The organism is Roseovarius sp. (assembly GCF_027019125.1).
Classification (GTDB): Bacteria; Pseudomonadota; Alphaproteobacteria; order Rhodobacterales; family Rhodobacteraceae; genus Roseovarius.
In genome coordinates this window covers 92,152-115,055 of sequence record NZ_JALUXE010000028.1, presented here as the reverse complement: position 1 = coordinate 115,055, position 22,904 = coordinate 92,152, and the positions used below count along the sequence as shown (strand labels likewise).

Genomic DNA, 22,904 nt, shown 5'->3' with positions numbered 1-22,904 from the left:
GGAGGTCCCATAGCGGCTTTGCCGCCCTTTGTCAGTTTCAAAAACATTCCCAAGGGTTTGCCCTCGGGTCAGCCGCGCTCTACCAGCACCGATCCCACCGAATAGCCCGCCCCGAACGAACAGATCAAACCCTGATCGCCGGGTCTGAGGTCATCGGAGTACTGTGAAAAGGCAATGATCGACCCGGCAGAGGATGTGTTGGCGTAATCCTGCAGGATATTCGGCTGCTCCTCGGGCTCCGGCACCCGGCCCAGCACCTTGCGTCCGATGAAATCGTTCATCGCCTTGTTCGCCTGATGCAGCCACAGCCGCCGCAATTCATCGGGCACCACGCCTTCGGCCTCCAGATGCGCCAGAATATGCGCCGAAACCATCGGCAACACCTCCTTGAACACCTTGCGCCCCTCCTGCACGAATTGCATGTCGCGCCGGTCCGCCAGCCCGTCCGGGCGGGTGCGCCGCAGAAACCCGTTGTTGTTGCGGATATTGTTGGAAAACTGCGTGGCACAGCGCGTGGAGCGGATCACGAAATGCGGCCCCTTGGCCTCTTCCACCGCCTCGATCAGAACTGCGGTGCAGACATCGCCAAAGATGAAATGACAATCGCGGTCGCGCCATTCCAGATGCCCGGAACAGATTTCGGGGCTGACCACCAGCGCCCGCCGCGCAGACCCGCCCCGGATCATGTCGGCGGCGGCCTGAATCCCGAAGGTGGCCGAGGAACAGGCGACATTCATGTCAAAGGCAAAGCCCCCCGCGCCCAAAAGCTGCTGTATCTCGATGGCAATGGCCGGATAGGGCCGCTCGTGGTTCGAGGCGGCGCAGATGATCAGATCGACCTCTGACGCCTCGCGCCCGGCCTGAGCAAGCGCTTGCGCGCAGGCATCCATCGCCATTTCCGCCATGATCCCCGGCTCGTCATCCCGACGCTGCCGCAACAGCGGATGCATCACCTCGGGATCGAGCACGCCGCTCTTGTCCATCACATGCCGCCGCTCGATCCCCGACGCATTCACGATGAATTCGGGTGAGGACATGCCCTTGGCTTCGATCTCCCCCGCAGCGATCTCTGACGCGTGGCGCGCATTGAACGCTTCGGCATAGGCGTTGAAGGCTGCGACCAGTTCCTCGTTGGTGATCACCTCGGATGGCGTGAACACGCCCGTTCCCGTGATTGCGGGCAAACCCATTGTCGTTCTCCTCAAAGATTTGGCCAGATCACCCCAGTCCTGCCGCCGCGTCAAGCGCGACGTCGCGCCACCTCTGCGCAGGGTTTCGCGCGCTCACTCCTCCCCCTCGACCTGACCGCGCAGCGCCTTGACCGCGCCACGCTGCTTCTTTGCGGCAAGGCGGCGTTTCTGGGATCCCAGTGTCGGCTTGGTCGCCACCCGTCGTTTCGGCGCGATCAGGGCCTGGCGGATGAGATCGGCCAAACGCTCGCGCACGATTTCCCGGTTGCGGGTCTGGCTTCGGGTCTCGTCGCATTGCAGCACGACCGCCCCCTCCTTGGTCCAGCGCCGCCCGGCCAGCCGGCGCAACCGCGTCTTGACCGGAGCGGGCAGGTTGGGCGACCGCTCGGCCTCGAACCGCAATTCGACGGCGCTCGACACCTTGTTGACATTCTGCCCGCCCGGCCCCGAGGCGCGGATGAACTGCTCGGTCAATTCCCAGTCCTGGATGGCGATCTGATCGGTGATATGCAGCATGGTTCCCGTTCCGTCAGTCCGCAGCCGTCAGGCGCGGCAAACCGGCACCGCGACCTTACGAAATCGAGGGGGATTTTGTAAGGTCTGTAAACCCCTGCGCCGCCCGTTCCAGCGCCGGATAGCGCAGCGCCAGCGTCACGCCACGCGCCACGAAACTGATCAAAAGCGCCAGCCACAGGCCGTGATTGCCCATCGAAGGGGCCAGTGCGAGTGCTGCGGCGACATAGACCAAGAGGCTCAGCGCCATCATGTTGCGCATGTCGCGGGTGCGCGTGGCCCCGATGAATACCCCGTCCAGCATATAGGCCGCCAGCCCGAGAATGGGCGCAAGTGTCATATATATCAGATAGTTGCGCGCCTCTATCTGAACCTCTGGGGCCTTGGCCATGAGATCGATCAGCACCCCGCCAAAGCTGGCAAAGGCAATGGCCAATGCGACACAGACCACGACGCCCCAGATGCTCGTCAACAGCGCCCCCCGCCGCAGATGCGCCACAGAACGCGCGCCAAACGCCTGCCCCACCAGCGCCTCGGCGGCAAAGGCAAACCCATCCAGCGCATGTGCGGTAATGCTCAGGAACTGCAACAGCACCTGGTTTGCCGCCAGCGTGACATCGCCAAAATCGCTGCCCCAGAACAGGAAAGAGATGAAAATAATCTGCAACATCAATGATCTAAGCAGAATATCTCCGTTGACTGAGGCCATGTTTTTCAACCGCTCCCGGTCAAATACCCTTGGCCAGTCGCACCATGCAGGCACGGCAAACGCATCGCGGCAAAACCAGAAGCCAAGCGCCAAACCGCCCCATTCGGCAATCACCGTCGCCCGCGCGACGCCCGCGACACCCCAGTCGAGCCCCAGGACAAACCACAGATCCAAAAGGATATTTATGCCATTCATCACCAGTTGCAGCAGTAGAACCGCCCGTGTGCGTTCCTGTGCGATCAGCCACCCGGTCATGCCAAAGAGCGCGATCATCGCCGGGGCGCTCCAGACCCGGATTGCCATGTATTCCCGGGCGAGGGTTTCTACCTCTTCGCTGGCCGGAGAAATCTGAAAAGCGGCCCAGAAAACAGGGACTTGCAGGGCGATAAAGGCCAGCCCACCGGCAAAGCCGATCAACAGCGCCCGCGTCAAGAGCGCCGCGACCTCGCCCGCCTGACCGGCCCCCTGCGCTTGGCTTGTCAACCCCGTGGTGCCCATCCGGAGAAATCCGAAAATCCAATAAATTCCGGTAATTATGACGGCGCCAATGCCCACCGCGCCTATCGGTGCCGCCGCCCCCAACTGCCCGACCACGCCAGTATCCACCGCGCCGAGGATCGGCACCGTGGCATTGGAAATCACGATGGGCAGCGCAATTTTAAGGACACGGGCATGCGTGACCGCCCGCGCGACCTCAGCCATCGCGACGCGGCATCAGGAAATGCCCGGTCGCCTGGGCAAAGGGACGGCTGCGATTGTCCTGCCACGCCTCGACATGCACAGAGGCATAGCGCCGGCCAGAGCGGTTGACCTGTGCCCGCGCATAGGCATCGCGCGGCAGGCCGGAGCGCAAGTAATCCACTGTAAAATCAATGGTTTTTGGCAATCTTGGCAGCTTGCCGCCGACAATCGCCTCAGGGTCGAACGCGCCGCTTTCGATCTCTTCCCAGAGCATCCCCCAGCTCAGTCCGATGATGGCGGTGATTTCGAGAAACGCCGCCGTCGCCCCGCCATGCAGCGCGGGCAACAGAGGGTTGCCGATCAACTTTTCCTCGAAGGGCATCAGGGCGGTCAACTCATCCCCCCGCCGATCGAACTGCACCCCGAGAAAGCCGATATAGGGCACCCCTTCGACCAAGGCCTTCAGCGCCGCATCGCGCCGCTGCTTGACCACCTGCACGGGTTCGGGACGGGGGCGGGCCATCATTTGCCCTCCACGGTAAAGGTGCCTGTGGCCGTCGCCACCGGGCGCGCCTCATCCTCATCCATCGCCTTGGCCCGGACAAAGGCCACGGATCGCGTGATGTGGTAACAGTCCGCATGGGCGCGGATGCGCTGCCCCGGTGTTGCCGGGCGCATGTAATCAATGCGCAGGTCAATGGTGGCGGTGCCGCCGGGCGAGGCCGGATGGCTCATGGCCGCCGCCCCGCAACACGTATCCATCAGGGCCGAAACCGCCCCGCCGTGAATCACCCCGGTTTCGGGGTCGCCGACAAAGCGTGGATCGTAATCCATCTCGATCTCGGCCTGACCATCCCCCATAGAGACCAGCCGCATGCCAAGGGCGCGGGCATGGGGCAGGGCCTGCATGAACTGCTGTGCGATCTTGGTCTTGGCGTCGGTCATGCTGTTCCCCGCGGATCGTGATGCGCCCTTTATGATCCCTAATCTGCCCAAGCTGCAAGAGCACCGGTTGCAAGGGCCGCGTCTTGGTCCTAACGTCTGCACAACGGGAGGGCTGACCATGTCGGATAAGAAACTGTCCTTCAAGGAAATGTGCGCGACCTATGATGTGACGCCGCGCACCCTGCGATATTATGAATATATCGAACTTCTGGAGCCTGAGCGCGATGGCCGCGCGCGATGGTACGGCCCGCGCGAATGTGCGCGCATGACGCTGATCTTGCGCGGCCGCAAGTTCGGTTTTGCGCTGGAAGAGATCCGGCAATGGCTTCTCATCTACGAGAAAGAGGGCACCAATGCGCAGATGCGCAGTTGGATAGACCTGGCCGACCGGCAGCTTGCGGAATTGGCCGAACAGCGCCGTCAGATTGACGAAGCAATGGCCGAACTCAAGAAACTGCGCGACGATACCGCCGCGAGTCTCGGGTAAAAGGCTGACGCGAGGGCAAGAATATTTCCGCATCGCCCTGCTTACCTTGCCTTATCTTACGTCAACTTAAAAGTGACGCGACGTAGTGGTTACGTAAAGCCATCCGGCTGTTGTAACCATGGCCCATGATCCGCAGATTGTCGGCAAATGCGCTGTGACATGGGTAAACCGATGACCGACGATATGATGACCATTCGCCAGATGTGCGAGGCGTTCGATGTAACGCCCCGCACCCTGCGCTTCTATGAGGCCAAGGAACTGCTCTCGCCCCGCCGGGTCGGGCAGAAGCGGCTCTTTACCCGGCGTGACCGGGCCCGGCTGAAACTGATCCAGCGCGGCAAGCGTTTCGGTTTCAGCCTCGAGGACCTGCGCCAATTGCTCGATCTCTATGACAAAGGGGATCAGCAGCACAGCCAGATTGCCCGCGCCTACGATGTTGCGCGCACGCGTCTGGCCGAGATGGAGAAACAGCGCGACGAGCTGGAGGCCGCAATCTCTGAGCTGCGCGAACAGATGATATGGGGCGAGCGCATGCTGGCCTCGCTCAAGACCAGCCAAAAAGCCGCCGAGTAATCCGGTCCGGCACCTGTTTTAGGGAGAGAGACATATGCCAAGTTACACCGCCCCCACCCGTGACATGCAATTTGTGCTGCACGAGGTTCTGAACGTGTCCGAACAGAGCACGCCCGGCTATGCCGAGCTTGAGCCCGACTTTACCAAGGCCGTTCTGGAAGAAGCGGGCAAGATTGCCTCTGAGGTGCTGATGCCGCTCAATGCCGTGGGCGATACCGAGGGCTGCGTGTTGGAAAACGGTGTGGTGCGCACGCCGAAGGGCTTTAAAGAGGCCTTTGAACAGATGAAAGAAGGTGGTTGGACAGCACTCGACTTGCCCGAGGAATTCGGCGGGCAATACATGCCCTATATCCTCGGCACTGCCGTGGGCGAGATGTTCTCGGCCGCCAATCAGGCCTTTACCATGTATCAGGGTCTGACCCATGGCGCGGCCTCGGCGATCCTTGTGCATGGCACCGACGATCAAAAGGCCACCTACCTGCCGAAAATGGCCAACTGTGAGTGGACCGGCACCATGAACCTGACCGAGCCGCATTGCGGCACCGATCTGGGCCTCATGCGCACCAAGGCCGAACCGCAAGGTGATGGCAGCTTCAAGATCACCGGGCAGAAGATCTTTATCTCTTCCGGCGAGCATGACATGGCCGACAACATCATCCACCTCGTTCTGGCCAAGATCCCCGGTGGCCCCGAGGGGATCAAGGGCGTGTCGCTCTTCATCGTGCCGAAATTCATCGTCAAAGAGGATGGCAGTCTCGGCGACCGCAATGGCGTGAGCTGCGGCAAGATCGAGGAAAAGATGGGGATTCACGGCAATTCCACCTGTGTGATGAACTATGACGGGGCCACCGGCTGGCTCTTGGGTGAAGAGCACAAGGGCATGCGGGCGATGTTCACCATGATGAACGAGGCGCGGATCGGCGTCGGCATGCAGGGTCTGGCGCAGGCTGAGGTCGCTTATCAAAACGCATTGGCCTATGCCAAGGACCGGCTCCAGGGCCGTGCCGTGACCGGTGCGGAGAATGCCAACGGGCCCGCCGACCCGCTGATCGTGCATCCCGACATCCGTCGCTCGCTGATGGATCAAAAGAGCTTTATCGAGGGTGCGCGCGCCTTCATGCTCTGGGGCGCGGAACTCATCGACCGTTCGCATCGTGGTAATGATGCCGCTGCCGAAGGTCTGATTTCGCTGATGACGCCGGTGATCAAGGGCTTTCTCACCGACGAAGGTTACGACATGACCGTGCTGGCGCAGCAGATTTACGGCGGCCACGGCTATATCGAGGAATGGGGCATGTCGCAGTTCACCCGCGACGCCCGCATTGCCATGATCTACGAAGGGGCCAACGGCGTTCAGGCGCTCGATCTTGTGGGCCGCAAGCTGGCACAGGACGGCGGCAAACACGTCATGGCCTTCTTCGAACTGGTCAAGACCTTCCTCAAGGAGAACGAGGGCAACGAAGCGCTCAAGGCCGATTTCCTTGATCCGCTCAAGGCTGCGTCCAAGGATTTGCAAGCCTCTGCCATGTTCTTCATGCAGAACGGGATGAAGAATCCCAATGCGGCGCTCGCTGGCTCCTATGACTTCATGCACCTCTTCGGTCATGTCTGCCTTGGCCTGATGTGGGCGCGGATGGCGAAGGCGGCCCACGCGGCGCTCGATGCCGGCACCTCGGATGAGGCATTCTACAAGACCAAGCTGGCGACGGGCCGCTTCTACATGAAGCGCCGCCTGCCCGCGACGGCCTTGCATCTGGCACGTATCCAGAGCGGTGCCGACACGGTCATGGCTCTTGAGGCCGAAGCGTTCTGAGGAGAGACCGCGAAGAAGGAGGGACAGATGCCGAAACGCTTTCGCCTCACGCGCCGCTTCAATGCGGCGATGACCGAGGATGGCTACCGCCGCTTGCGCCGATTTGCGCAGGACTCGGGGCTGGATGAGGGCGAGGCGCTGTCTTTTCTCTTCGAGAATTTCGACAGCGTGATCAATGAAGAAACCTTTGCGCACCGTCTCAGGCTCTTCAATTCCGAACTTGAGGCACGCAAACGCTAAGGCGGCAAAGGGAAGGGAGGCCCGGCCATGACCTGGATGACAGACGAGCACCGGATGCTCTCGGACATGACCGCCAAGTTCATCACCGAGGAATGGCGGCCGCATTTTGCCCGTTGGCGCAAGGCGGGGATCATGGACCGCGACTGCTGGCTTGAGGCGGGGGCCCTTGGCCTGCTCTGCCCGTCCATCCCCGAGGAATATGGCGGCGCGGGCGGCGATTTCGGGCATGAAGCAGTCATCTGCATCGAACAGGCCCGCGCCAATCTGGCAAGCTGGGGCAATCCCATCCATTCCGGCATCGTCGCACATTATATTCTCGCTTATGGGTCCGAGGCGCAAAAGCAGAAATGGCTGCCCAAGATGGTCTCGGGCGAGATGGTCGGCGCGCTCGCCATGACCGAGCCTGCCGCCGGATCGGATGTGCAGGGCATCAAGACCCGCGCCATCCGGGATGGCAACGCTTATCGGCTTTCGGGGCAAAAGACCTTTATCACCAACGGCCAGCATGCCGAGCTGATCATCGTCGCGGCCAAGACCGACCCCAAGGAGGGGGCCAAGGGCATCTCGCTGGTGGTTCTGGAAACCGAAGGCGCGCAGGGTTTCACGCGCGGGCGCAACCTTGAAAAGGTCGGGATGCACGCGGGCGACACGTCCGAGCTGTTCTTCGACAACGTCGAGATCCCGCCAGAAAACATCCTTGGCGGCGAAGAGGGGCGCGGCTTTTATCAGATGATGCAGCAATTGCCGCAGGAACGCCTGATCATCGCCTGCGGTGCGCAAGGGGCGATGGAGGGCGCGGTAGAGCGCACGATCACCTATTGCAAGGAGCGTCAGGCCTTTGGTGGCCCGGTTCTTCAGTTCCAGAATACCCGCTTCAAGCTGGCTGAATGCCAGACCAAGACCGCCGTCTGCCGCGCGTTTCTGGATGCGTGCATTAATGAGCATATGCGCGGCGACCTCAGCGTAGAGAAGGCCGCGATGGCCAAATACTGGCTGACTGATAGCCAAGGCGAGGTGCTGGATGATTGTCTGCAACTGCATGGCGGCTATGGCTATATGCAGGAATACGACATCGCAGAAATGTGGGCCGATGCCCGCGTGCAGCGCATCTATGGCGGCACCAACGAGATCATGAAAGAGCTGATCGCGCGTGGCTTCGCGTCGGAGAAAACCGCATGATCCTGTGCCCGACCTTGCTTTCAGGATGCCTTCGGCGAGAGTATTTTCGCCAAGAAGAAGGCCCGGTGCTGCGCAAACCGGCGAGAGAGCAGAATCTTTCCATGGGCGGTCATCGGCGCTTCGGCCCTTTGCGCACCGGCAATGAAACCGTGTTCACGTTGAGGGTGGGTGAATTCCCTGCTTCTTCTTGGCAAAAATACTTGAAACTCACGCGAGCATCAGGAGCGGGAGCATGACGATCAAACTCTATTGCATGGGCGAAAGCGGCAACGCCTACAAGGCGGCGCTTGCGCTGGAAATGAGCGGACTGGCATGGGAACCGGTCTATGTCGATTTCTTCGGAGGTGAGACCCGCACGCCAGAGTTCCGCAAGATCAACGTCATGGGCGAGGTGCCGGTGTTGGTCGATGGCGACGTGACGCTGACTCAATCGGGTGTCATGCAGATGTATATCACCGAGAAGACCGGCAAGTTCGGCGGAACCACGCCCGAGGAGGCACGCGAGGTGATGCGCTGGGTGTTCTGGGACAATCACAAGCTCAGCTCTCAGGCCGGCATGACGCGGTTCTTGATGAACTTCCTGCCCGAGGACAAGCGCCCGGAGGCGGTGATCCCCTTTTCCCAAGGTCGTCTCAAGGCCGCCTATACCACCCTCGACACCCATCTTGAGGGGCGCGACTGGATCGTGGGAGACGCGATCACCAATGCGGATCTGAGCTGCTGTGGGTATCTCTTTTATCCCGAACCCTTCGGCTTTGACCGCGCCGAGTGGCCCAATATCGACCGGTGGCTGAGCAACATCAGCGCCGCGCCCGGCTGGAAACACCCCTATGACCTGATGCCCGGCAGCCCCGCTGACCGCGCCTGAACGAAGGAGACCGATATGTCTGACGCTTATATCTACGACACCGTGCGCACGCCGCGCGGCAAGGGCCGCAAGGATGGCGCGCTGCACGAGGTCACGGCTGCGCGCCTCTCGGCGCAGGTGCTCAATGCGCTCAAGTCCCGCAACGGTTTCGATGGTCATGCCGTCGAGGACGTGATCTGGGGCAATGTCACGCAGGTGATGGAGCAGGGCGGCTGCCTTGCGCGGACTGCCGTGCTCGCCTCTGATCTGGATGAGAGCATTCCCGGCCTTGCCATCAACCGCTTTTGCGCCTCTGGCATGGAGGCGGTGAACCTTGCCGCCAACCAGATCAAGGGCGGGGCCGGTGACGCCTATATTGCAGGCGGGGTCGAGATGATGGGCCGCGTTGCCATGGGCAGCGACGGTGCGGCGATTGCCGTAGACCCGTCGATTGCGATGGAGACCTATTTCGTCCCGCAGGGTATTTCCGCGGACATCATCGCCACCGAATACGGGTTCAGCCGGGATGAGGCGGACGCGCTCGCGATGGAGTCGCAGCGCCGCGCCAAGGCGGCCTGGGATGACAGGCGGTTCGCGAACTCCATCATCGAGGTGCAGGATCAGAACGGGCTGACCATTCTGGACCATGACGAATACATGCGCCCCGGCACTGACATGCAGACGCTCGGTGCCCTGACCCCTGCCTTTCAGGCGATGGGCGAGGTGATGCCGGGTTTTGATGCCATCGCCAAGATGAAGTATCCCCATCTGGAGCGGATCAACCATATCCACCACGCGGGCAATTCCTCGGGCATCGTCGATGGCGCGGCGGGTGTGCTCATTGGGTCCAAGGAGTTTGGTGAAAAGTGGGGCCTCAAGCCCCGCGCGCGGATCGTGCAGACCTGCAAGATCGGCACCGATCCCACGATCATGCTGACCGGCCCGGTGCCTGCCACGCAGAAAATCCTCGCCGACAGCGGGATGGCGATCTCCGACATCGACCTCTTCGAGGTAAACGAGGCCTTCGCCAGCGTTGTTCTGCGCTTTCAGCAGGCCTTCGAGGTCGACCCCGGTCTGGTCAATGTGAACGGCGGCGCAATCGCCATGGGCCATCCGCTCGGGGCCACGGGCGCCATCATCATCGGCACGCTGCTGGATGAGTTGGAGCGCACGGGCAAAGGCACGGGTCTTGCCACGCTCTGTATCGCATCCGGCATGGGGGCCGCCACGATCATCGAGCGCGTCTGATGCCAAAGCTGGACCTTTCCAAGATCCCGTTCAAGGGCGGCTCAAGCTATCCCGGCAAGCTGGCCGCGGCCATGGCCGGGCGCAGCAGCCAGGCCTTGGGCGATGCAGGCGGGCTCAACCAATACGGCGTCAACCTCGTACGGCTTGATCCCGGTGCGATCTCGTCCTTGCGTCATTACCACATGCAGCAGGACGAGTTCGTGATGGTGACGGAAGGCACCTGCACCCTGATTGACGATCAGGGCGAGCACATGATGCAGGTTGGGGATTGTGCCACTTTCCCGGCAGGCGAGGCCAATGGCCATCACTTAGTGAACAAGACCGAGGCGCCCGCTTTTTTTCTGGTGGTGGGCACACGAACCGAAACAGAGACCGGATATTACAGCGACATCGACATGAAGGTGTCGATGGACGCGGCCGGTTACACCTTTACCCGCAAAGATGGCAGTCCGCTGACGGCTGACCAGATCGGAGAGTAAGATATGACTGATTTTACAATGGAAATCGACGGTGACGGCGTTGCCATCATCACATGGGACACCGTTGGCAAGTCGATGAACGTGATGAACGGCCAGGGTTTTCTTGACCTTGAGGCGCTGATTGACAAGGCCTTGGCGGATGAGAGCGTCAAGGGTGTGGTCCTCACCTCGGGCAAGCCGGGCTCGTTCGCGGGGGGCATGGACCTCAACATCATCGCCAAGATGCGCGATGACGCGGGCGACAATCCCGCCAAGGGGCTCTTTGACGGGGTGATGGGGATGCATGCCATCCTGCGCAAGATCGAGCGCGCGGGCATGGACCCCAAGACCAACAAGGGCGGCAAGCCGATTGCCGCGGCTCTGCCCGGCACGGCGCTTGGTATTGGCCTTGAAATTCCGCTTGCCTGTCACCGCATCTTTGCCGCCGACAACCCCTCGGCCAAAATCGGCCTGCCCGAGATCATGGTCGGGATATTCCCCGGCGCGGGCGGCACAACACGTCTTGTGCGCAAGTTGGGCGCGATGGCGGCCTCGCCTCTCCTGCTTGAAGGCAAGCTGAACGACCCGAAAAAGGCCAAGGCCGCCGGCGTGGTCGATGAGGTGGTGCCCGCCGATCAACTGATCGAGAAAGCGCGCGAGTGGGTTCTGAGCAACCCCGTGATCGTCAAGCCCTGGGATGACAAGGGCTACAAGATGCCCGGCGGCGCGCCCTATCACCCGGCGGGTTTCATGACATTCGTCGGCGCGTCGGCCATGGTCAATGGCAAGACCCAAGGTGCGTTCCCGGCGGCCAAGGCGCTTTTGTCAGCGGTTTATGAAGGCGCACTCGTGCCCTTTGACACCGCTCTCAAGATCGAGGCGCGCTGGTTCGTCAATGTGCTGATGAACCCAAGTTCCAGTGCCATGATCCGCTCGCTTTTCATCAACAAGGAGGCGTTGGAAAAGGGCGCCAACCGCCCCGACGTGCCCGATCAAAAGGTCAAGAAGGTCGGCGTGATGGGCGCGGGCATGATGGGGGCGGGCATCGCTCTTGTCTCCGCCATGGCGGGCATGCAGGTCGTGCTGATCGACCAGAAACAAGAGGCGGCGGACAAGGGCAAATCCTATACTGCCGATTTCATGGATCAGGGCATCAAGCGTGGCAAGGCCACGGCAGAAAAGAAGGCGGCGACGCTGGACCTCATAACCGCGACGACCGATTACGCGGCGCTCAAGGGCTGCGACCTGATCATCGAAGCGGTGTTCGAGGACCCGAAGGTCAAGGCCGAAGTTACCAAAGAGGTGCTCAAGGTTGTGGACAAAGAGTGCATTTTTGCCACCAATACGTCCACTCTGCCGATCACCGAACTTGCGAAAGCCTCGGACAACCCCGAGAACTTCATCGGTATCCACTTCTTCTCGCCGGTGGAAAAGATGATGCTGGTCGAGATCATCAAAGGTGCGAAAACCGGCCCGCGCGCTGTCGCCAAGGCGCTGGATTACGTCCGGCAAATCCGCAAGACGCCGATCGTGGTCAATGACGCGCGCTTCTTCTACTGCAACCGCTGCATCATTCCCTATATCAACGAGGGGCTGCGGATGGTGGCCGAGGGCGTGGCACCCGCGCTCATCGACAATGCCGCGCGGCAGCTTGGGTTCCCGGTGGGGCCGCTGCAGCTGGTCGATGAAACCTCGATTGATCTGGGTGCGAAAATCGCCCGCGCCACCAAGGCGGCCATGGGCGATGCCTATCCGGATGCCGCTGTCGACGAGGTGATCTTCTACATGGAAGGCGAGGGGCGTCTGGGGCGCAAGTCCAAGGCCGGGTTCTTTGACTATGACGAAAAGGGCAAGCGGTTGGGCTATTGGCCTGGTCTGGCCACCAAGTACCCCCGCGCCGCAGAGCAGCCCGATCTGCATGAGGTTCAGCATCGCCTGATGTTTGCGCAAGTCCTCGAAGCGGTGCGTGCGCTGGAGGAGGGTGTGCTCGAGGACATCCGCGAAGGCGACGTGGGCGCAATTCTGGCCTGGGGCTTTGCGCCTTGGTCGGGCGGGCCGTTTGCCTGGCTCGACATCATCGGCACGCCCTATGCCGCAGAGCGTTGCGACCAGTTGGCCGAGAAATTCGGTCCGCGTTTCACAACGCCCAAACTGCTGCGAGAGATGGCAGACAAGACCCAAAGCTTTTATGGGCGCTTTGGCGGGCAGGCGGCCGCAGCCTGAAGTCAGCAACCCCCGGCGCCCAGATTGCGTGCCGGGGGTTTCACTCAAAGCGGCACGAATGCGTCCTGATTGCCGCTATATTGTTCCAGTGCCCCGGAGCCTATTTCGTGCCACAGCCCGTGAAGCGTAAGCGCGCCCTCTGACACGGCCTTGGCCACGAACGGAAACGTCATCAGATTTTCGAGCGAGATCACCACCGCCTGTTTTTCCAGCGCATTCATCTGGGCTGCGGCATCTGCCATATCCCTGACCCGCTCATATCCGGGCCGCAGGATGTCGAGCCACCGCCCGACAAAGCTGGTCTGCTTTTCCAGCTCCGGTGCATGGCCCGAGCACATATCAAGGCAGCCCTTGACCCCGCCGCAGGCAGAATGACCAATCACGATGACATGCGCCACCTTAAGCGCCGTCACCGCATATTCCACCGCCGCCGAGGTGCCGTGCTGGGCACCATCACTCACATAAGGCGGGACGAGGTTGGCGATATTGCGGTGGATAAAGAACTCTCCCTGATCCGCGCCAAAGATCGACGTTACGTGCACCCGGCTGTCGCAGCAGGAAATCACCATGGCGCGGGGGTGCTGACCCTGCTGCGCCAGATGCCGATACCATGACTGGTTCTCGGTATAGCTCGTGGCCTTCCAGCCATGAAAGCGGTGCACCAGATAGGCGGGCAGGGGGCGGGCATGTTCCATGGTCTCTCCCGGGGTTTGGGCAATCGACTGGTCAATAGTCGGGATTCGCCTCGAATTCGAGTGACAATTTGCGCCGCCGGAAACCATTTGGGAACCGCGACAGTGTCATTCTGCCCGCGCCGTGGGGGCAAACTGACAATGTGGGTGAGAATGTGGACCAAGTGACATTGCTGAAACAACAGGAGCAGGTGCGGCTCGACGCGCATCGGCTTGCGGCACTCTACTTGCAATTGGGTGAGGCAAATGCCGAGGATGTGGTGTGTCGCGCGCTCGAGGAACTGGCGGCGCGGCTTACCCATGCCGAGCGGCTTTACCGTGAGGGGCAAATAGCTGATCTGCGCAAATGCACGCGCAGCCTGATCGCCATCGCGGATCAGATCGGTATGCTGCATCTGGCGCGGGTGGCGGGGGATGTAACCGGCTCTATCGACGCAGGTGATGCCAATGCCCTTGCCGCGACCTTTGCGCGGCTGCTGCGGATCGGTGAGCGCTCGCTTTGCGAAATCTGGGATATGTCCGACCTGCCCTTGTGACCGGGTCAAATGACGGGTTGCAGGCGGCGCAATCGTGGCTAGGCTGGCGCGCAATATTCCTGCCAGAAGGTCCGACAGAATGAGCCTCAGATTCGCCGCCCCCGAAACGCCCGCCTTGCCACTGCACCTTGTGGCGGAGGAGATGCTTGAGGGTTGGCTGGCCGAACAGGGCCCCGAAATTGCAGCTTGGGTGCGTGCAATGGGGTTCACAGGGGCGCTTGGGCGTGTGCTGATCGTGCCCGATACGGCAGGTGGCATTGCCATGGCCTTGGGCGGTTATGGAACGGCAGCGACGCGTGCGCGGGGCCGGTTTCATCTGGCGGGGATCGCTGCGGCCTTGCCCGCAGGCACCTATCGGGTCGTAGGTCTGCCCGAGGATCAGGCCGAGACCGAGTGCTTGGGCTGGCTTTTGTCGCACTACGCCTACGAGCGCTATCGCGCCCAGTCCCCGGCCAAGGCGCGGCTGGTCGCACCCGCGGGTATTGACGCCGCGCGGCTGGAGATCATTGCGGCGGGTGAGGCGCTGACCCGCGATCTCATCAACACCCCGGCCAATGATCTTGGCCCCGATGCCCTTGAGGCCGCTTGCGTTGCCATCGCTGAACAGAACGGCGCACACGTGACCTGCGTGCGGGGCGAAGACCTGCTGGCGCAGAATTTTCCGCTGATCCACACCGTCGGACGCGCCTCTGCCGTGCCCCCGCGCCTCATGGATATGCGGTGGGGCAAGACGGGGCCCAAACTGACGCTTGTGGGCAAGGGGGTCTGTTTCGACACCGGCGGGCTCAATCTCAAGCCCGGCTCTTCCATGGGGTTGATGAAAAAGGACATGGGCGGGGCGGCCACGGTTCTGGGGCTGGCGCATATGATCATGGCGCTCGGTCTGCCGGTGCAATTGCGCGTGCTGATCCCGGCGGTGGAGAACGCGGTTGCAGGCAATGCCTTTCGTCCCGGCGACATCCTGACCGCGCGCAACGGGCTGACGGTCGAGGTCAACAACACCGATGCCGAGGGGCGGTTGGTTCTGGCGGATGCTCTGGCCTTTGGGGCCGAGGATGCGCCTGATCTGATGATCTCGATGGCGACGCTTACCGGGGCCGCGCGTGTGGCGCTTGGGCCGGATCTTTCGCCCTATTACACCGACGATGCCCGTTTTGCCGAGGCACTTGAGGCCGCAGCGGCGCGCGTGGCCGATCCGGTCTGGCGTCTGCCCTTCCATACCCCCTACGAGGCGATGATCGAGCCGGGGATTGCCGATCTCGACAACGCGCCTTCGGGGGGCTTTGCAGGCTCGATCACCGCTGCGCTTTTCCTGCGGCGCTTTGCGGGTGGGCTGAACTACAGCCATTTCGACATCTACGGCTGGACGCCGACGGCTGCCCCCGCCCGCCCCAAGGGCGGTGTCGGCATGGGCGCCCGCGCATTGCTGGAGGCTATACCCGAGGTGCTGGGGCTGTGACCGCAAGCCGCCTCATTGCCATGCCTCTCGTTGACCTCTTGCGTTGCCCGGATGGTCCGCGCGACAGGCAACTTTTGATGGGAGAGGCCGTGACCGTGACCGGCGTCACGGATGGCTGGGCAGAGGTCCGCGCCGCCCGCGACGGCTATCCGGGATTTGTGCCCATGGCGGCGCTGACAGAGGGGATCGTCACACACCGCGTCAGCGCCCGCGCGACGCATGTCTACCCCAAGCCGGATTTCAAGGCCCGTGAGCTGTTCAGTCTTGGTCACGGTGCGTGTCTTGAGGTGCTTTCTGACGAGGGACGCTTTGCCGAAACATCGCAAGGCTATGTCCCGCGGGCGCATCTGACGGCTCTGGCTGTGCATGCGGCCGATCCTGTCGCCGTGGCCGAGATTTATCTTGGCACCCCCTATCTTTGGGGTGGCAATTCGAGTTTCGGGATCGACTGCTCTGGTCTGGTGCAGGCAGGATGCCTGGCCTGCGGCATCGCCTGCCCCGGTGACAGTGGCCCGCAAGAGCAAGGGCTGGGGGAACACCTGTCAGATACTGCGCCGCTCCGACGCGGCGATCTTCTTTTTTGGCGCGGGCATGTGGCGTGGGTGTCTGATCCCGGCACGCTCCTCCATGCCAACGCGCATCACATGGCCGTGGCCCATGAACCCATCGCGGATGCCATCGCCCGCATCGCGGCGCAGGGCGACGGCGCCGTCACCTCTCGCAAACGCCTGAAAGGATTATCATGACCTCCGATCCCTTCTTTCATCCGGTGTCCGGGTTCGAACTCCCGCGCTTTGCCGGTGTGCCCACCTTCATGCGCCTGCCCTATGTGCCCACAGGGCATGCAAGGTTTGACGAGGTGCAGATCGGCGTGATCGGTGTGCCGTGGGACAGTGGCACCACCAATCGCCCCGGTCCGCGCCACGGCCCCCGCCAGTTGCGCGATGCCTCCACCATGATCCGCGCGCAGCATCCGACATCCGGCATGCGCCCGTTCGAGGCGGTGAATTGCGCCGATCTGGGGGATGTGGGGCCGAACCCGGCGGATATCATGGACAGCATGCGCCGGATCACCGAGTTCTACGATGGCGTGACAGAGGCCGGCATCACTCCCCTGACGGCAGGTGGCGATCACCTTTCGACCTTGCCGGTGTTGCGCGCGCTCGCCCGTCGGGCCCCCGTCGGCATGATCCATTTCGACAGCCATACCGACCTCTATCACTCCTATTTCGGCGGTACGATGTATACCCACGGCACCCCGTTCCGGCGCGCCGTCGAGGAAGGGCTGCTCGATCCGAAGCGCGTGGTGATGATCGGGCTACGCGGTACCATGTATGACACCGAGGATCGCGATTTCGCGGCGGCCGTCGGTATCCGCCTGATCCTGATCGAGGAATTCCACGCACGCGGCCCCGAGGATGTGATGGCCGAGGCGCGCGAGATAGCGGGCGCGGGCGAAACCTATGTCAGCTACGACATCGATTTTGTTGATCCCACGTTTGCGCCCGGCACCGGCACACCCGAGGTGGGCGGCCCCAACAGCTATCAGGCGTTGCAGGTGGTGCGCGGGCTAGAAGGGGTCAATATCATCGGCGCCGATCTGGTGGAGGTGTCGCCGCCGTTTGACACCTCTGGCGGCACGGCGTTTCTCGGCGCGTCGATCATGTTTGAGCTTCTCTGCGTCATGGCGGGCCAACACGCCAGGGCATGAGACCACGGCAGGCCTTGGATAACGCGGGGTTTGGCGGCGCTCTCTGCCAAACCCTTTGGAATCCGTGCGCGAATCCTATATGGGATCATATCCCAGCCCGAACTGCGACAGGCCCATGACCCAAACCGCCCCGATCACACAGGATGTTCTGACAATCCCCCGCAAGTTGCCCGAGGGGCCCGTGAACCTTGTCGGGCTCACGCGTGAGGCGCTCCGCGAGGTGCTGATCGCGCATGGCACGCCGGAAAAGCAGGCCAAGATGCGGGTCAACCAGATCTGGCAATGGATTTATCAATGGGGCGTGCGCGATTTCCATGCCATGACCAATCTGGCCAAAGCCTATCGTGCGCAATTGTCCGAAAACTTCGTGGTGGCGATCCCCGAAGTCGTGAGCAAGCAAGTCAGCGCGGATGGCACGCGAAAGTATCTGGTGCGCATCGCGGGCGGTCACGAGGTAGAGGTGGTCTATATCCCCGAAACCGATCGCGGCACGCTGTGCATTTCTTCTCAGGTGGGCTGCACGCTCACCTGTTCGTTTTGCCACACCGGCACACAGAAACTCGTCCGCAACCTTACAGCAGGTGAGATCATCGGGCAGGTGATGCTGGCGCGCGACGACCTGAATGAATGGCCGAAACCGGGCGAGCCTGCGGGCGAACGTCCGCGCCTCATCAGCAACATCGTCCTGATGGGCATGGGCGAGCCGCTTTATAATTTCGACAACGTGCGCGATGCGATGAAGATCGCCATGGATGGCGAGGGGATTTCCCTCTCGCGCCGCCGCATCACACTTTCGACCTCTGGTGTGGTGCCTGAGATTGCCAAGACGGCAGAGGAAATCGGTTGTCTCTTGGCCGTGAGCTTTCACGCCACCACCGACGAGGTGCGCGACACGCTGGTGCCGATCAACAAGAAATGGAACATCGCCACGCTGCTCGAGACGCTGCGCGACTATCCGCGCCTGTCGAATTCCGAGCGCATCACCTTTGAATATGTCATGCTCAAAGGGGTCAATGACAGTGACGCCGATGCCCGCCGTCTCGTACAACTGATCAAGGGCATTCCGGCCAAGATCAATCTCATTCCCTTCAACGAATGGCCCGGAAGCCCCTATCAGCGCAGCGATTGGGAGCGGATCGAGCGTTTCGCCGACATCATCTACAAGGCCGGGTATGCCAGCCCGATCCGCACGCCACGGGGCGAGGATATCATGGCCGCCTGCGGCCAGCTCAAATCTGCCACCGAGCGCGCGCGTAAATCCCGGGCTCAGATTGAGGCAGAGGTGGGGCATTAGGCCCATGACCGCCTTTCCCTCTCTGCCGCAGCCGACGAACGCCAAGGGTGATCCCCGCCTTGTCGGGGTCGAGATCGAGCTTGGTGGCTTGCCCGTAGAGAACGTGGCGCGCCTCTGTGCGACCACGCTGGATGGCACCGCATCCCAGGTCGACAGCCATATCTGGCGTGTCGAAAACAGTCGGATCGGGCAGATCGACATCTATCTGGACATTTTCCTGCGCAACGCCCAGCAGAGCAAGCTGCGCGATCTGACGCTCGATCTGGGGCGCGACGTTGTGCCGGTCGAAATCGTCACCGCGCCACTCGACATGGAGGGCCTCGGCCGCCTTGACGATCTGCGCAATGCCTTGCGGGATGCGGGGGCCTTGGGTAGCGGCGCAGGCTGGTTCTTTGGCTTTGGACTGCATCTCAACATCGAGATGGCCAGCGACGCCGACGCGGATACGGTGCGCCCCTTGCTGGCCTATGCCCTGATCGAAGACTGGTTGCGGGCGTCCAACCCGATTGACGAGTCACGTCGCGTGTTGCCCTTCACCGATCCTTATCCGATAGATTTCACTCGCGCGCTGATCAAGGCCGGACCGGGTGCCAGCCGCGACCATGTGACAGGTCTCTATCTCGAACTCACCCCCAGCCGAAATCGTGGTCTCGACATGCTGCCGCTCTTTGCGCATTTCGATGCAGCGCGGATCAGGGCGTCCATCACCGACAAGACCTCTGCGCGCCCGACCTTTCATTTCCGTCTGCCCGATTGCCGGATCGACGAAGCCGACTGGTCCATTGCCGATGAATGGCAACGCTGGCTCACGGTGGAACGGGTGGCTGCCGACACGGCGCTGCTCAAACGGCTGTCACAGGCATGGCTGGACGATCACGGTCTGCTGACCCTTTCGCGTCAAAGCTGGGCCAATCGCGCGGGTCGAATCCTGCAATCGGCGGGGTTGGCTCGCACATGAACGCACGCCGCCCCGTAATCGGGGTTACTGTTTCGCGCCGGTCAGGGTGGCGCATCTTTCCGCTCATTGCCCTCAATGTCTGGCTGGCGGGCGGGCGTGCCCTGCGGTGGCAGGCGGGGCGTGTCGCCGACATTACCACCGTAGACGGGCTTATCATCGGTGGCGGGGATGACATTTCGCCGGACCTCTATGGCGGGCGGCTTGTGAAATCCGCGCGCCTTGATCCTGACCGAGATGCGTTGGAGCGCAAGTTGGTGCTCTCAGCGTTCGAGCATTTCAAGCCTGTCTTGGGCATCTGTCGCGGCAGTCAGATGCTCAACATCGCTCTTGGTGGCACGCTGCATCAGGATGCCTATGCGACCTATCACGCCAGCGACCATATCCGCACCGTGCTCCCGCGCAAGACCGTGCAGATCGTTCGTGGCACGCGCCTGGCAAAGCTCGCCGGGGCAAGGCCGATGAAGGTGAACGCCCTGCATACGCAGGCCGTGGACCGTTTGGGCGAGGGGTTGCGCATCGCGGCACGGGACGGCGGGGGCATGATTCAGGCAATCGAGCGGGTGACAGAGCCTTTTGCCCTGGGCGTGCAATGGCATCCTGAGCATCTCTTTTATGCGCATCGGCAAATGGGCATCTTTCGCGCGCTCATTGCAGCGGCCGCCGCGCGCCGTGACCATGCAGCGCAATTGCCCGGTGTCGATGCCGCGGCGCGTTGAACCCGTCGCAACAATTCCCCGGCACTGCCATAATCCGGCACGATTACCGCCACATCCGTCACCTATCCCTGAGGTCAGAGGCAAATTTTAACAGGGATAGAAACAATGAACCTGAACCAGACTGACAGCAGCACAGAAATTCGCAATCTCGTGATGCGCGAACGTCACCTTGCCCTGTCCGAGCGCGAATGGAAACATCGCCTGCGCGGTTATGGCTATGGCATCCGCGACACCGCAGAGGGCCGCTTTGTCACCTCGATCCGTCAGGATGCGCCGCTCTGCCAGCTGAGCTGATCGCGGTTCTTTCTGCCAAGCACCCGATAGGCCAACGGCCATCAAAAACGACAAACCCCCGAAGCATCTGCCCGGGGGTCGTCAAACGTGCCGCAAAAAACTGCGGAGAACGCTCTTAGAGCATGCCTTCGCGCTGCGCTTTCTTGCGCGCCAGTTTCCGGGCACGGCGAATCGCTTCGGCCTTCTCGCGCGCTTTCTTCTCGGACGGCTTTTCGAAATGTTGCTTGAGCTTCATTTCACGAAAAACGCCTTCGCGCTGCAGTTTTTTCTTCAGAGCGCGGAGCGCCTGATCGACATTGTTGTCGCGAACACTAACCTGCATGTGGTGTCACCACCTTCCTAAGTTAAAGTTGCAATAGATTGCAGGAAGGCGCCGTATAGCAAAGCGTCCCGGATTTGTCTAGGGTGCGCCGCAAGGAGAAACGCCGATGTCCGAACCCGATCTGATGACCCGTCTGCTCTCGGCTGCAGCGATGCATGTGCCCTTTGATGGCTGGAGCGAAACCACCCTGCGCCTCGCGGCCGAAGATGCCGGGATTGCGCCCGGCCTCGTGGCTGCCATCTGCCCACGTGGCGCGGTGGACCTGGCGCTTGCCTATCATGCGGCGGGCGATGCCGCTATGCTCAAACGACTGGCCGAAACCGATCTGGGCAGCTTGCGGTTCCGCGACCGCGTGGCCTTTGCCGTGCGTGCCCGGCTTGAGGTGGTCGAGGATCGCGAACTTGTCCGCCGGGGCATGACCCTCTTTTCCCTGCCACCCTATGCCGCCGATGGTGCGCGTGCCCTCTGGCAAACCGCCGATCACATCTGGACCGCGCTTGGCGACACATCCCAGGATGTGAACTGGTATACGAAACGCGCCACGCTTTCCGGCGTCTATGGGGCGACCGTGCTGTATTGGCTGGGCGATGACAGCGAGGGTCAAACCCGCACATGGGAGTTTCTGGATCGTCGCATCGAGGGCGTGATGCAATTCGAAAAGCTCAAGGCACAGGCCCGTGACAATCGGTTCGTCGCTGGTCTTTTGGCGGGGCCTCTCAGCCTTGTGGGACGTATCCGTGCGCCACAGGGACGGGCGCAGACCGGGATGCCAGGCCGCTGGAACGGGCTGAACTGAAAGCAGGGACAATAAAATGACACGAACCATGCAGGCCGTCGAAATCACGCAGGCGGGCGGCCCCGAAGTGTTGCGGCCGACGACACGGCCGATGCCTGTGCCGCGCGCGGGCGAGGTGGTGATCCGGCTGGCCTATGCCGGGGTCAACCGCCCGGATGCCCTGCAGCGTGCCGGGCTCTATGCGCCGCCACCGACGGCCTCTGACCTGCCGGGGCTCGAAGGGGCGGGGGAAATCGTGGCGCTTGGGGCGGGCGTCCGTGCGTGGGCGCTTGGCGATCAGGTTTGCGCCCTTTTGCCCGGCGGGGGCTATGCCGAATACGTGGCCACGCCTGCCGCGCATTGCTTGCCCGTGCCGCGTGGCCTCGGCCTAAAAGAGGCCGCTTGCCTGCCGGAAACCTTCTATACGGTCTGGTCCAATGTCTTTCAGCGCGGCGCGCTCAAGGGCGGCGAGCGTTTTCTGGTGCATGGCGGCTCTTCCGGGATTGGCACGACCGCCATTCAGCTCGCCCATAGCTTTGGCGCGCGGGTCTTTACCACCGCGGGCTCGGCCGAGAAATGCAAGGTTTGCATGGATCTTGGGGCGGAGAGGGCGATCAACTATCGCGAGGAGGATTTCGTCGAGGTGTTGCGTGCCGAAGGTGGGGCCAATCTCATTCTCGACATGGTCGGTGGTGCGTATCTGCCGCGCAATGTCAACGCATTGGCCGAGGATGGGCGTCTGGTGCAGATTGCTTTCCTCCAGGGACCCAATATCGAGTTGAACTTCTCTCAGGTGATGATGCGCCGCCTGACGATCACCGGCAGCACCCTGCGTCCGCAAAGCGATCTGGCCAAGGCGCGGATCGCCGAGAGCCTGCGTGCCCATGTGTGGCCGCTGCTGGAGGCGGGAAAGGTCGCCCCGGTGATGGATTCCGAATTTCCCCTGACCGAGGCTGCGGCGGCCCATGCCCGGCTTGAATCGAGCGGGCATATTGGCAAGATCGTCCTCAGGGTGGCGTGAGCCGATCAAGCGGTCAGGCA

At 62.0% G+C, this 22,904-nt stretch carries 27 protein-coding genes; 20 read left to right on the top strand and 7 right to left on the bottom strand.

Annotated elements, in window-relative coordinates:
* Nucleotides 1-68: 68 nt before the first annotated feature.
* The 5 genes from MVC20_RS12085 to MVC20_RS12065 form a co-directional block, all read right to left on the bottom strand.
* The gene (locus MVC20_RS12085; RefSeq protein WP_297541684.1) at nt 69-1,190 is read right to left on the bottom strand and encodes a beta-ketoacyl-ACP synthase III; all 1,122 of its coding nucleotides are present in this window, start codon (nt 1,188-1,190) and stop codon (nt 69-71) included.
* A gap of 93 nt (nt 1,191-1,283) precedes the next feature.
* Complete coding sequence (gene arfB, locus MVC20_RS12080; RefSeq protein ID WP_297541682.1) at nt 1,284-1,706, bottom strand: alternative ribosome rescue aminoacyl-tRNA hydrolase ArfB; 423 nt, start codon at nt 1,704-1,706, stop codon at nt 1,284-1,286.
* Between the two features lie 55 nt (nt 1,707-1,761).
* Nucleotides 1,762-3,114, bottom strand: coding sequence for an MATE family efflux transporter (locus MVC20_RS12075; protein WP_297541680.1), 1,353 nt, complete (start codon nt 3,112-3,114; stop codon nt 1,762-1,764).
* Nucleotides 3,107-3,616 carry a PaaI family thioesterase gene (locus MVC20_RS12070; protein WP_297541678.1) on the bottom strand — a complete coding sequence of 170 codons (510 nt, stop codon included), beginning with the start codon at nt 3,614-3,616 and terminating at the stop codon, nt 3,107-3,109. The genes MVC20_RS12075 and MVC20_RS12070 overlap by 8 nt, the downstream gene beginning before the upstream one ends.
* Entirely contained in the window at nt 3,616-4,038 is a 423-nt protein-coding gene (locus tag MVC20_RS12065) for a PaaI family thioesterase (protein ID WP_297541676.1), read from the bottom strand. The genes MVC20_RS12070 and MVC20_RS12065 overlap by 1 nt, the downstream gene beginning before the upstream one ends.
* Before the next feature lie 118 nt (nt 4,039-4,156).
* Here MVC20_RS12065 and MVC20_RS12060 point away from each other — a divergent pair, with 118 nt between their 5' ends.
* The 10 genes from MVC20_RS12060 to MVC20_RS12015 all read left to right on the top strand — a co-directional run bounded on the left by MVC20_RS12060 (nt 4,157) and on the right by MVC20_RS12015 (nt 13,106).
* Nucleotides 4,157-4,525 carry a MerR family DNA-binding transcriptional regulator gene (locus tag MVC20_RS12060; RefSeq protein WP_037270440.1) on the top strand — a complete coding sequence of 123 codons (369 nt, stop codon included), beginning with the start codon at nt 4,157-4,159 and terminating at the stop codon, nt 4,523-4,525.
* Between the two features lie 171 nt (nt 4,526-4,696).
* Nucleotides 4,697-5,098: a MerR family DNA-binding transcriptional regulator gene (locus MVC20_RS12055; RefSeq protein WP_297541673.1), complete on the top strand. Its 402-nt coding sequence runs from the start codon at nt 4,697-4,699 to the stop codon at nt 5,096-5,098.
* A gap of 34 nt (nt 5,099-5,132) precedes the next feature.
* Nucleotides 5,133-6,911: an acyl-CoA dehydrogenase C-terminal domain-containing protein gene (locus MVC20_RS12050; RefSeq protein ID WP_297541671.1), complete on the top strand. Its 1,779-nt coding sequence runs from the start codon at nt 5,133-5,135 to the stop codon at nt 6,909-6,911.
* Between the two features lie 27 nt (nt 6,912-6,938).
* Nucleotides 6,939-7,151: a hypothetical protein gene (locus MVC20_RS12045; RefSeq protein ID WP_037270221.1), complete on the top strand. Its 213-nt coding sequence runs from the start codon at nt 6,939-6,941 to the stop codon at nt 7,149-7,151.
* Between the two features lie 27 nt (nt 7,152-7,178).
* The gene (locus MVC20_RS12040; RefSeq protein ID WP_297541668.1) at nt 7,179-8,330 is read left to right on the top strand and encodes an acyl-CoA dehydrogenase family protein; all 1,152 of its coding nucleotides are present in this window, start codon (nt 7,179-7,181) and stop codon (nt 8,328-8,330) included.
* A complete protein-coding gene (locus MVC20_RS12035) occupies nt 8,327-8,566 on the top strand; it encodes a hypothetical protein (RefSeq protein WP_297541666.1) in 240 nt (79 codons plus the stop codon). The genes MVC20_RS12040 and MVC20_RS12035 overlap by 4 nt, the downstream gene beginning before the upstream one ends.
* Nucleotides 8,563-9,198 carry a glutathione S-transferase gene (locus tag MVC20_RS12030; protein ID WP_297541664.1) on the top strand — a complete coding sequence of 212 codons (636 nt, stop codon included), beginning with the start codon at nt 8,563-8,565 and terminating at the stop codon, nt 9,196-9,198. Before MVC20_RS12035 ends, MVC20_RS12030 begins: the two co-directional genes overlap by 4 nt.
* Before the next feature lie 15 nt (nt 9,199-9,213).
* Nucleotides 9,214-10,425 carry an acetyl-CoA C-acetyltransferase gene (locus MVC20_RS12025; RefSeq protein WP_297541662.1) on the top strand — a complete coding sequence of 404 codons (1,212 nt, stop codon included), beginning with the start codon at nt 9,214-9,216 and terminating at the stop codon, nt 10,423-10,425.
* The gene (locus MVC20_RS12020) at nt 10,425-10,904 is read left to right on the top strand and encodes a cupin domain-containing protein (RefSeq protein ID WP_297541660.1); all 480 of its coding nucleotides are present in this window, start codon (nt 10,425-10,427) and stop codon (nt 10,902-10,904) included. The genes MVC20_RS12025 and MVC20_RS12020 overlap by 1 nt, the downstream gene beginning before the upstream one ends.
* A gap of 3 nt (nt 10,905-10,907) precedes the next feature.
* Nucleotides 10,908-13,106 carry a 3-hydroxyacyl-CoA dehydrogenase NAD-binding domain-containing protein gene (locus MVC20_RS12015; protein WP_297541658.1) on the top strand — a complete coding sequence of 733 codons (2,199 nt, stop codon included), beginning with the start codon at nt 10,908-10,910 and terminating at the stop codon, nt 13,104-13,106.
* A gap of 44 nt (nt 13,107-13,150) precedes the next feature.
* Here the strand turns inward: MVC20_RS12015 and MVC20_RS12010 are convergent, their stop codons facing one another.
* Nucleotides 13,151-13,801, bottom strand: a complete 651-nt coding sequence (locus MVC20_RS12010; RefSeq protein WP_297541656.1) for a carbonic anhydrase — start codon at nt 13,799-13,801, stop codon at nt 13,151-13,153.
* A gap of 152 nt (nt 13,802-13,953) precedes the next feature.
* Here MVC20_RS12010 and MVC20_RS12005 point away from each other — a divergent pair, with 152 nt between their 5' ends.
* The 8 genes from MVC20_RS12005 to MVC20_RS11970 all read left to right on the top strand — a co-directional run bounded on the left by MVC20_RS12005 (nt 13,954) and on the right by MVC20_RS11970 (nt 20,766).
* Nucleotides 13,954-14,334 (top strand): hypothetical protein, encoded by a 381-nt coding sequence (locus MVC20_RS12005; RefSeq protein WP_297541654.1) that lies wholly within the window; start codon nt 13,954-13,956, stop codon nt 14,332-14,334.
* Between the two features lie 79 nt (nt 14,335-14,413).
* The gene (locus MVC20_RS12000) at nt 14,414-15,793 is read left to right on the top strand and encodes a leucyl aminopeptidase family protein (protein WP_297541652.1); all 1,380 of its coding nucleotides are present in this window, start codon (nt 14,414-14,416) and stop codon (nt 15,791-15,793) included.
* Nucleotides 15,790-16,539 (top strand): NlpC/P60 family protein, encoded by a 750-nt coding sequence (locus MVC20_RS11995; RefSeq protein WP_297541650.1) that lies wholly within the window; start codon nt 15,790-15,792, stop codon nt 16,537-16,539. The genes MVC20_RS12000 and MVC20_RS11995 overlap by 4 nt, the downstream gene beginning before the upstream one ends.
* Nucleotides 16,536-17,504: an agmatinase gene (gene speB / locus MVC20_RS11990; protein WP_297541648.1), complete on the top strand. Its 969-nt coding sequence runs from the start codon at nt 16,536-16,538 to the stop codon at nt 17,502-17,504. The genes MVC20_RS11995 and speB overlap by 4 nt, the downstream gene beginning before the upstream one ends.
* A gap of 115 nt (nt 17,505-17,619) precedes the next feature.
* The gene (gene rlmN / locus MVC20_RS11985; protein ID WP_297541646.1) at nt 17,620-18,798 is read left to right on the top strand and encodes a 23S rRNA (adenine(2503)-C(2))-methyltransferase RlmN; all 1,179 of its coding nucleotides are present in this window, start codon (nt 17,620-17,622) and stop codon (nt 18,796-18,798) included.
* A gap of 4 nt (nt 18,799-18,802) precedes the next feature.
* Complete coding sequence (locus tag MVC20_RS11980) at nt 18,803-19,756, top strand: amidoligase family protein (protein WP_297541644.1); 954 nt, start codon at nt 18,803-18,805, stop codon at nt 19,754-19,756.
* On the top strand, nt 19,753-20,472 hold the full coding sequence (locus tag MVC20_RS11975) for a gamma-glutamyl-gamma-aminobutyrate hydrolase family protein (RefSeq protein WP_297541642.1): 720 nt from the start codon (nt 19,753-19,755) through the stop codon (nt 20,470-20,472). The genes MVC20_RS11980 and MVC20_RS11975 overlap by 4 nt, the downstream gene beginning before the upstream one ends.
* Before the next feature lie 105 nt (nt 20,473-20,577).
* Nucleotides 20,578-20,766, top strand: coding sequence for a hypothetical protein (locus MVC20_RS11970; RefSeq protein ID WP_297541639.1), 189 nt, complete (start codon nt 20,578-20,580; stop codon nt 20,764-20,766).
* 115 nt (nt 20,767-20,881) lie between these two features.
* Here the strand turns inward: MVC20_RS11970 and rpsU are convergent, their stop codons facing one another.
* Entirely contained in the window at nt 20,882-21,088 is a 207-nt protein-coding gene (gene rpsU, locus MVC20_RS11965) for a 30S ribosomal protein S21 (protein WP_008207378.1), read from the bottom strand.
* A 106-nt stretch (nt 21,089-21,194) separates the two neighbouring features.
* Between rpsU and MVC20_RS11960 the strand changes: the two genes are divergently transcribed.
* Nucleotides 21,195-21,884: a COQ9 family protein gene (locus tag MVC20_RS11960; protein WP_297541637.1), complete on the top strand. Its 690-nt coding sequence runs from the start codon at nt 21,195-21,197 to the stop codon at nt 21,882-21,884.
* A gap of 16 nt (nt 21,885-21,900) precedes the next feature.
* A complete protein-coding gene (locus MVC20_RS11955; RefSeq protein WP_297541635.1) occupies nt 21,901-22,884 on the top strand; it encodes an NAD(P)H-quinone oxidoreductase in 984 nt (327 codons plus the stop codon).
* Nucleotides 22,885-22,904 lie beyond the last annotated feature (20 nt).

Excerpts from the sequence above, each read along its gene's own strand:
- MVC20_RS12085 (WP_297541684.1), bottom strand. The coding sequence starts at position 1,190 with ATGGGTTTGCCCGCAATCACGGGAACGGGCGTGTTCACGCCATCCGAG.
- arfB (WP_297541682.1), bottom strand. The coding sequence starts at position 1,706 with ATGCTGCATATCACCGATCAGATCGCCATCCAGGACTGGGAATTGACC.
- MVC20_RS12075 (WP_297541680.1), bottom strand. The coding sequence starts at position 3,114 with ATGGCTGAGGTCGCGCGGGCGGTCACGCATGCCCGTGTCCTTAAAATT.
- MVC20_RS12070 (WP_297541678.1), bottom strand. The coding sequence starts at position 3,616 with ATGGCCCGCCCCCGTCCCGAACCCGTGCAGGTGGTCAAGCAGCGGCGC.
- MVC20_RS12065 (WP_297541676.1), bottom strand. The coding sequence starts at position 4,038 with ATGACCGACGCCAAGACCAAGATCGCACAGCAGTTCATGCAGGCCCTG.
- MVC20_RS12060 (WP_037270440.1), top strand. The coding sequence starts at position 4,157 with ATGTCGGATAAGAAACTGTCCTTCAAGGAAATGTGCGCGACCTATGAT.
- MVC20_RS12055 (WP_297541673.1), top strand. The coding sequence starts at position 4,697 with ATGACCGACGATATGATGACCATTCGCCAGATGTGCGAGGCGTTCGAT.
- MVC20_RS12050 (WP_297541671.1), top strand. The coding sequence starts at position 5,133 with ATGCCAAGTTACACCGCCCCCACCCGTGACATGCAATTTGTGCTGCAC.
- MVC20_RS12045 (WP_037270221.1), top strand. The coding sequence starts at position 6,939 with ATGCCGAAACGCTTTCGCCTCACGCGCCGCTTCAATGCGGCGATGACC.
- MVC20_RS12040 (WP_297541668.1), top strand. The coding sequence starts at position 7,179 with ATGACCTGGATGACAGACGAGCACCGGATGCTCTCGGACATGACCGCC.
- MVC20_RS12035 (WP_297541666.1), top strand. The coding sequence starts at position 8,327 with ATGATCCTGTGCCCGACCTTGCTTTCAGGATGCCTTCGGCGAGAGTAT.
- MVC20_RS12030 (WP_297541664.1), top strand. The coding sequence starts at position 8,563 with ATGACGATCAAACTCTATTGCATGGGCGAAAGCGGCAACGCCTACAAG.
- MVC20_RS12025 (WP_297541662.1), top strand. The coding sequence starts at position 9,214 with ATGTCTGACGCTTATATCTACGACACCGTGCGCACGCCGCGCGGCAAG.
- MVC20_RS12020 (WP_297541660.1), top strand. The coding sequence starts at position 10,425 with ATGCCAAAGCTGGACCTTTCCAAGATCCCGTTCAAGGGCGGCTCAAGC.
- MVC20_RS12015 (WP_297541658.1), top strand. The coding sequence starts at position 10,908 with ATGACTGATTTTACAATGGAAATCGACGGTGACGGCGTTGCCATCATC.
- MVC20_RS12010 (WP_297541656.1), bottom strand. The coding sequence starts at position 13,801 with ATGGAACATGCCCGCCCCCTGCCCGCCTATCTGGTGCACCGCTTTCAT.
- MVC20_RS12000 (WP_297541652.1), top strand. The coding sequence starts at position 14,414 with ATGAGCCTCAGATTCGCCGCCCCCGAAACGCCCGCCTTGCCACTGCAC.
- speB (WP_297541648.1), top strand. The coding sequence starts at position 16,536 with ATGACCTCCGATCCCTTCTTTCATCCGGTGTCCGGGTTCGAACTCCCG.
- rlmN (WP_297541646.1), top strand. The coding sequence starts at position 17,620 with ATGACCCAAACCGCCCCGATCACACAGGATGTTCTGACAATCCCCCGC.
- MVC20_RS11980 (WP_297541644.1), top strand. The coding sequence starts at position 18,803 with ATGACCGCCTTTCCCTCTCTGCCGCAGCCGACGAACGCCAAGGGTGAT.
- MVC20_RS11975 (WP_297541642.1), top strand. The coding sequence starts at position 19,753 with ATGAACGCACGCCGCCCCGTAATCGGGGTTACTGTTTCGCGCCGGTCA.
- MVC20_RS11970 (WP_297541639.1), top strand. The coding sequence starts at position 20,578 with ATGAACCTGAACCAGACTGACAGCAGCACAGAAATTCGCAATCTCGTG.
- rpsU (WP_008207378.1), bottom strand. The coding sequence starts at position 21,088 with ATGCAGGTTAGTGTTCGCGACAACAATGTCGATCAGGCGCTCCGCGCT.
- MVC20_RS11960 (WP_297541637.1), top strand. The coding sequence starts at position 21,195 with ATGTCCGAACCCGATCTGATGACCCGTCTGCTCTCGGCTGCAGCGATG.
- MVC20_RS11955 (WP_297541635.1), top strand. The coding sequence starts at position 21,901 with ATGACACGAACCATGCAGGCCGTCGAAATCACGCAGGCGGGCGGCCCC.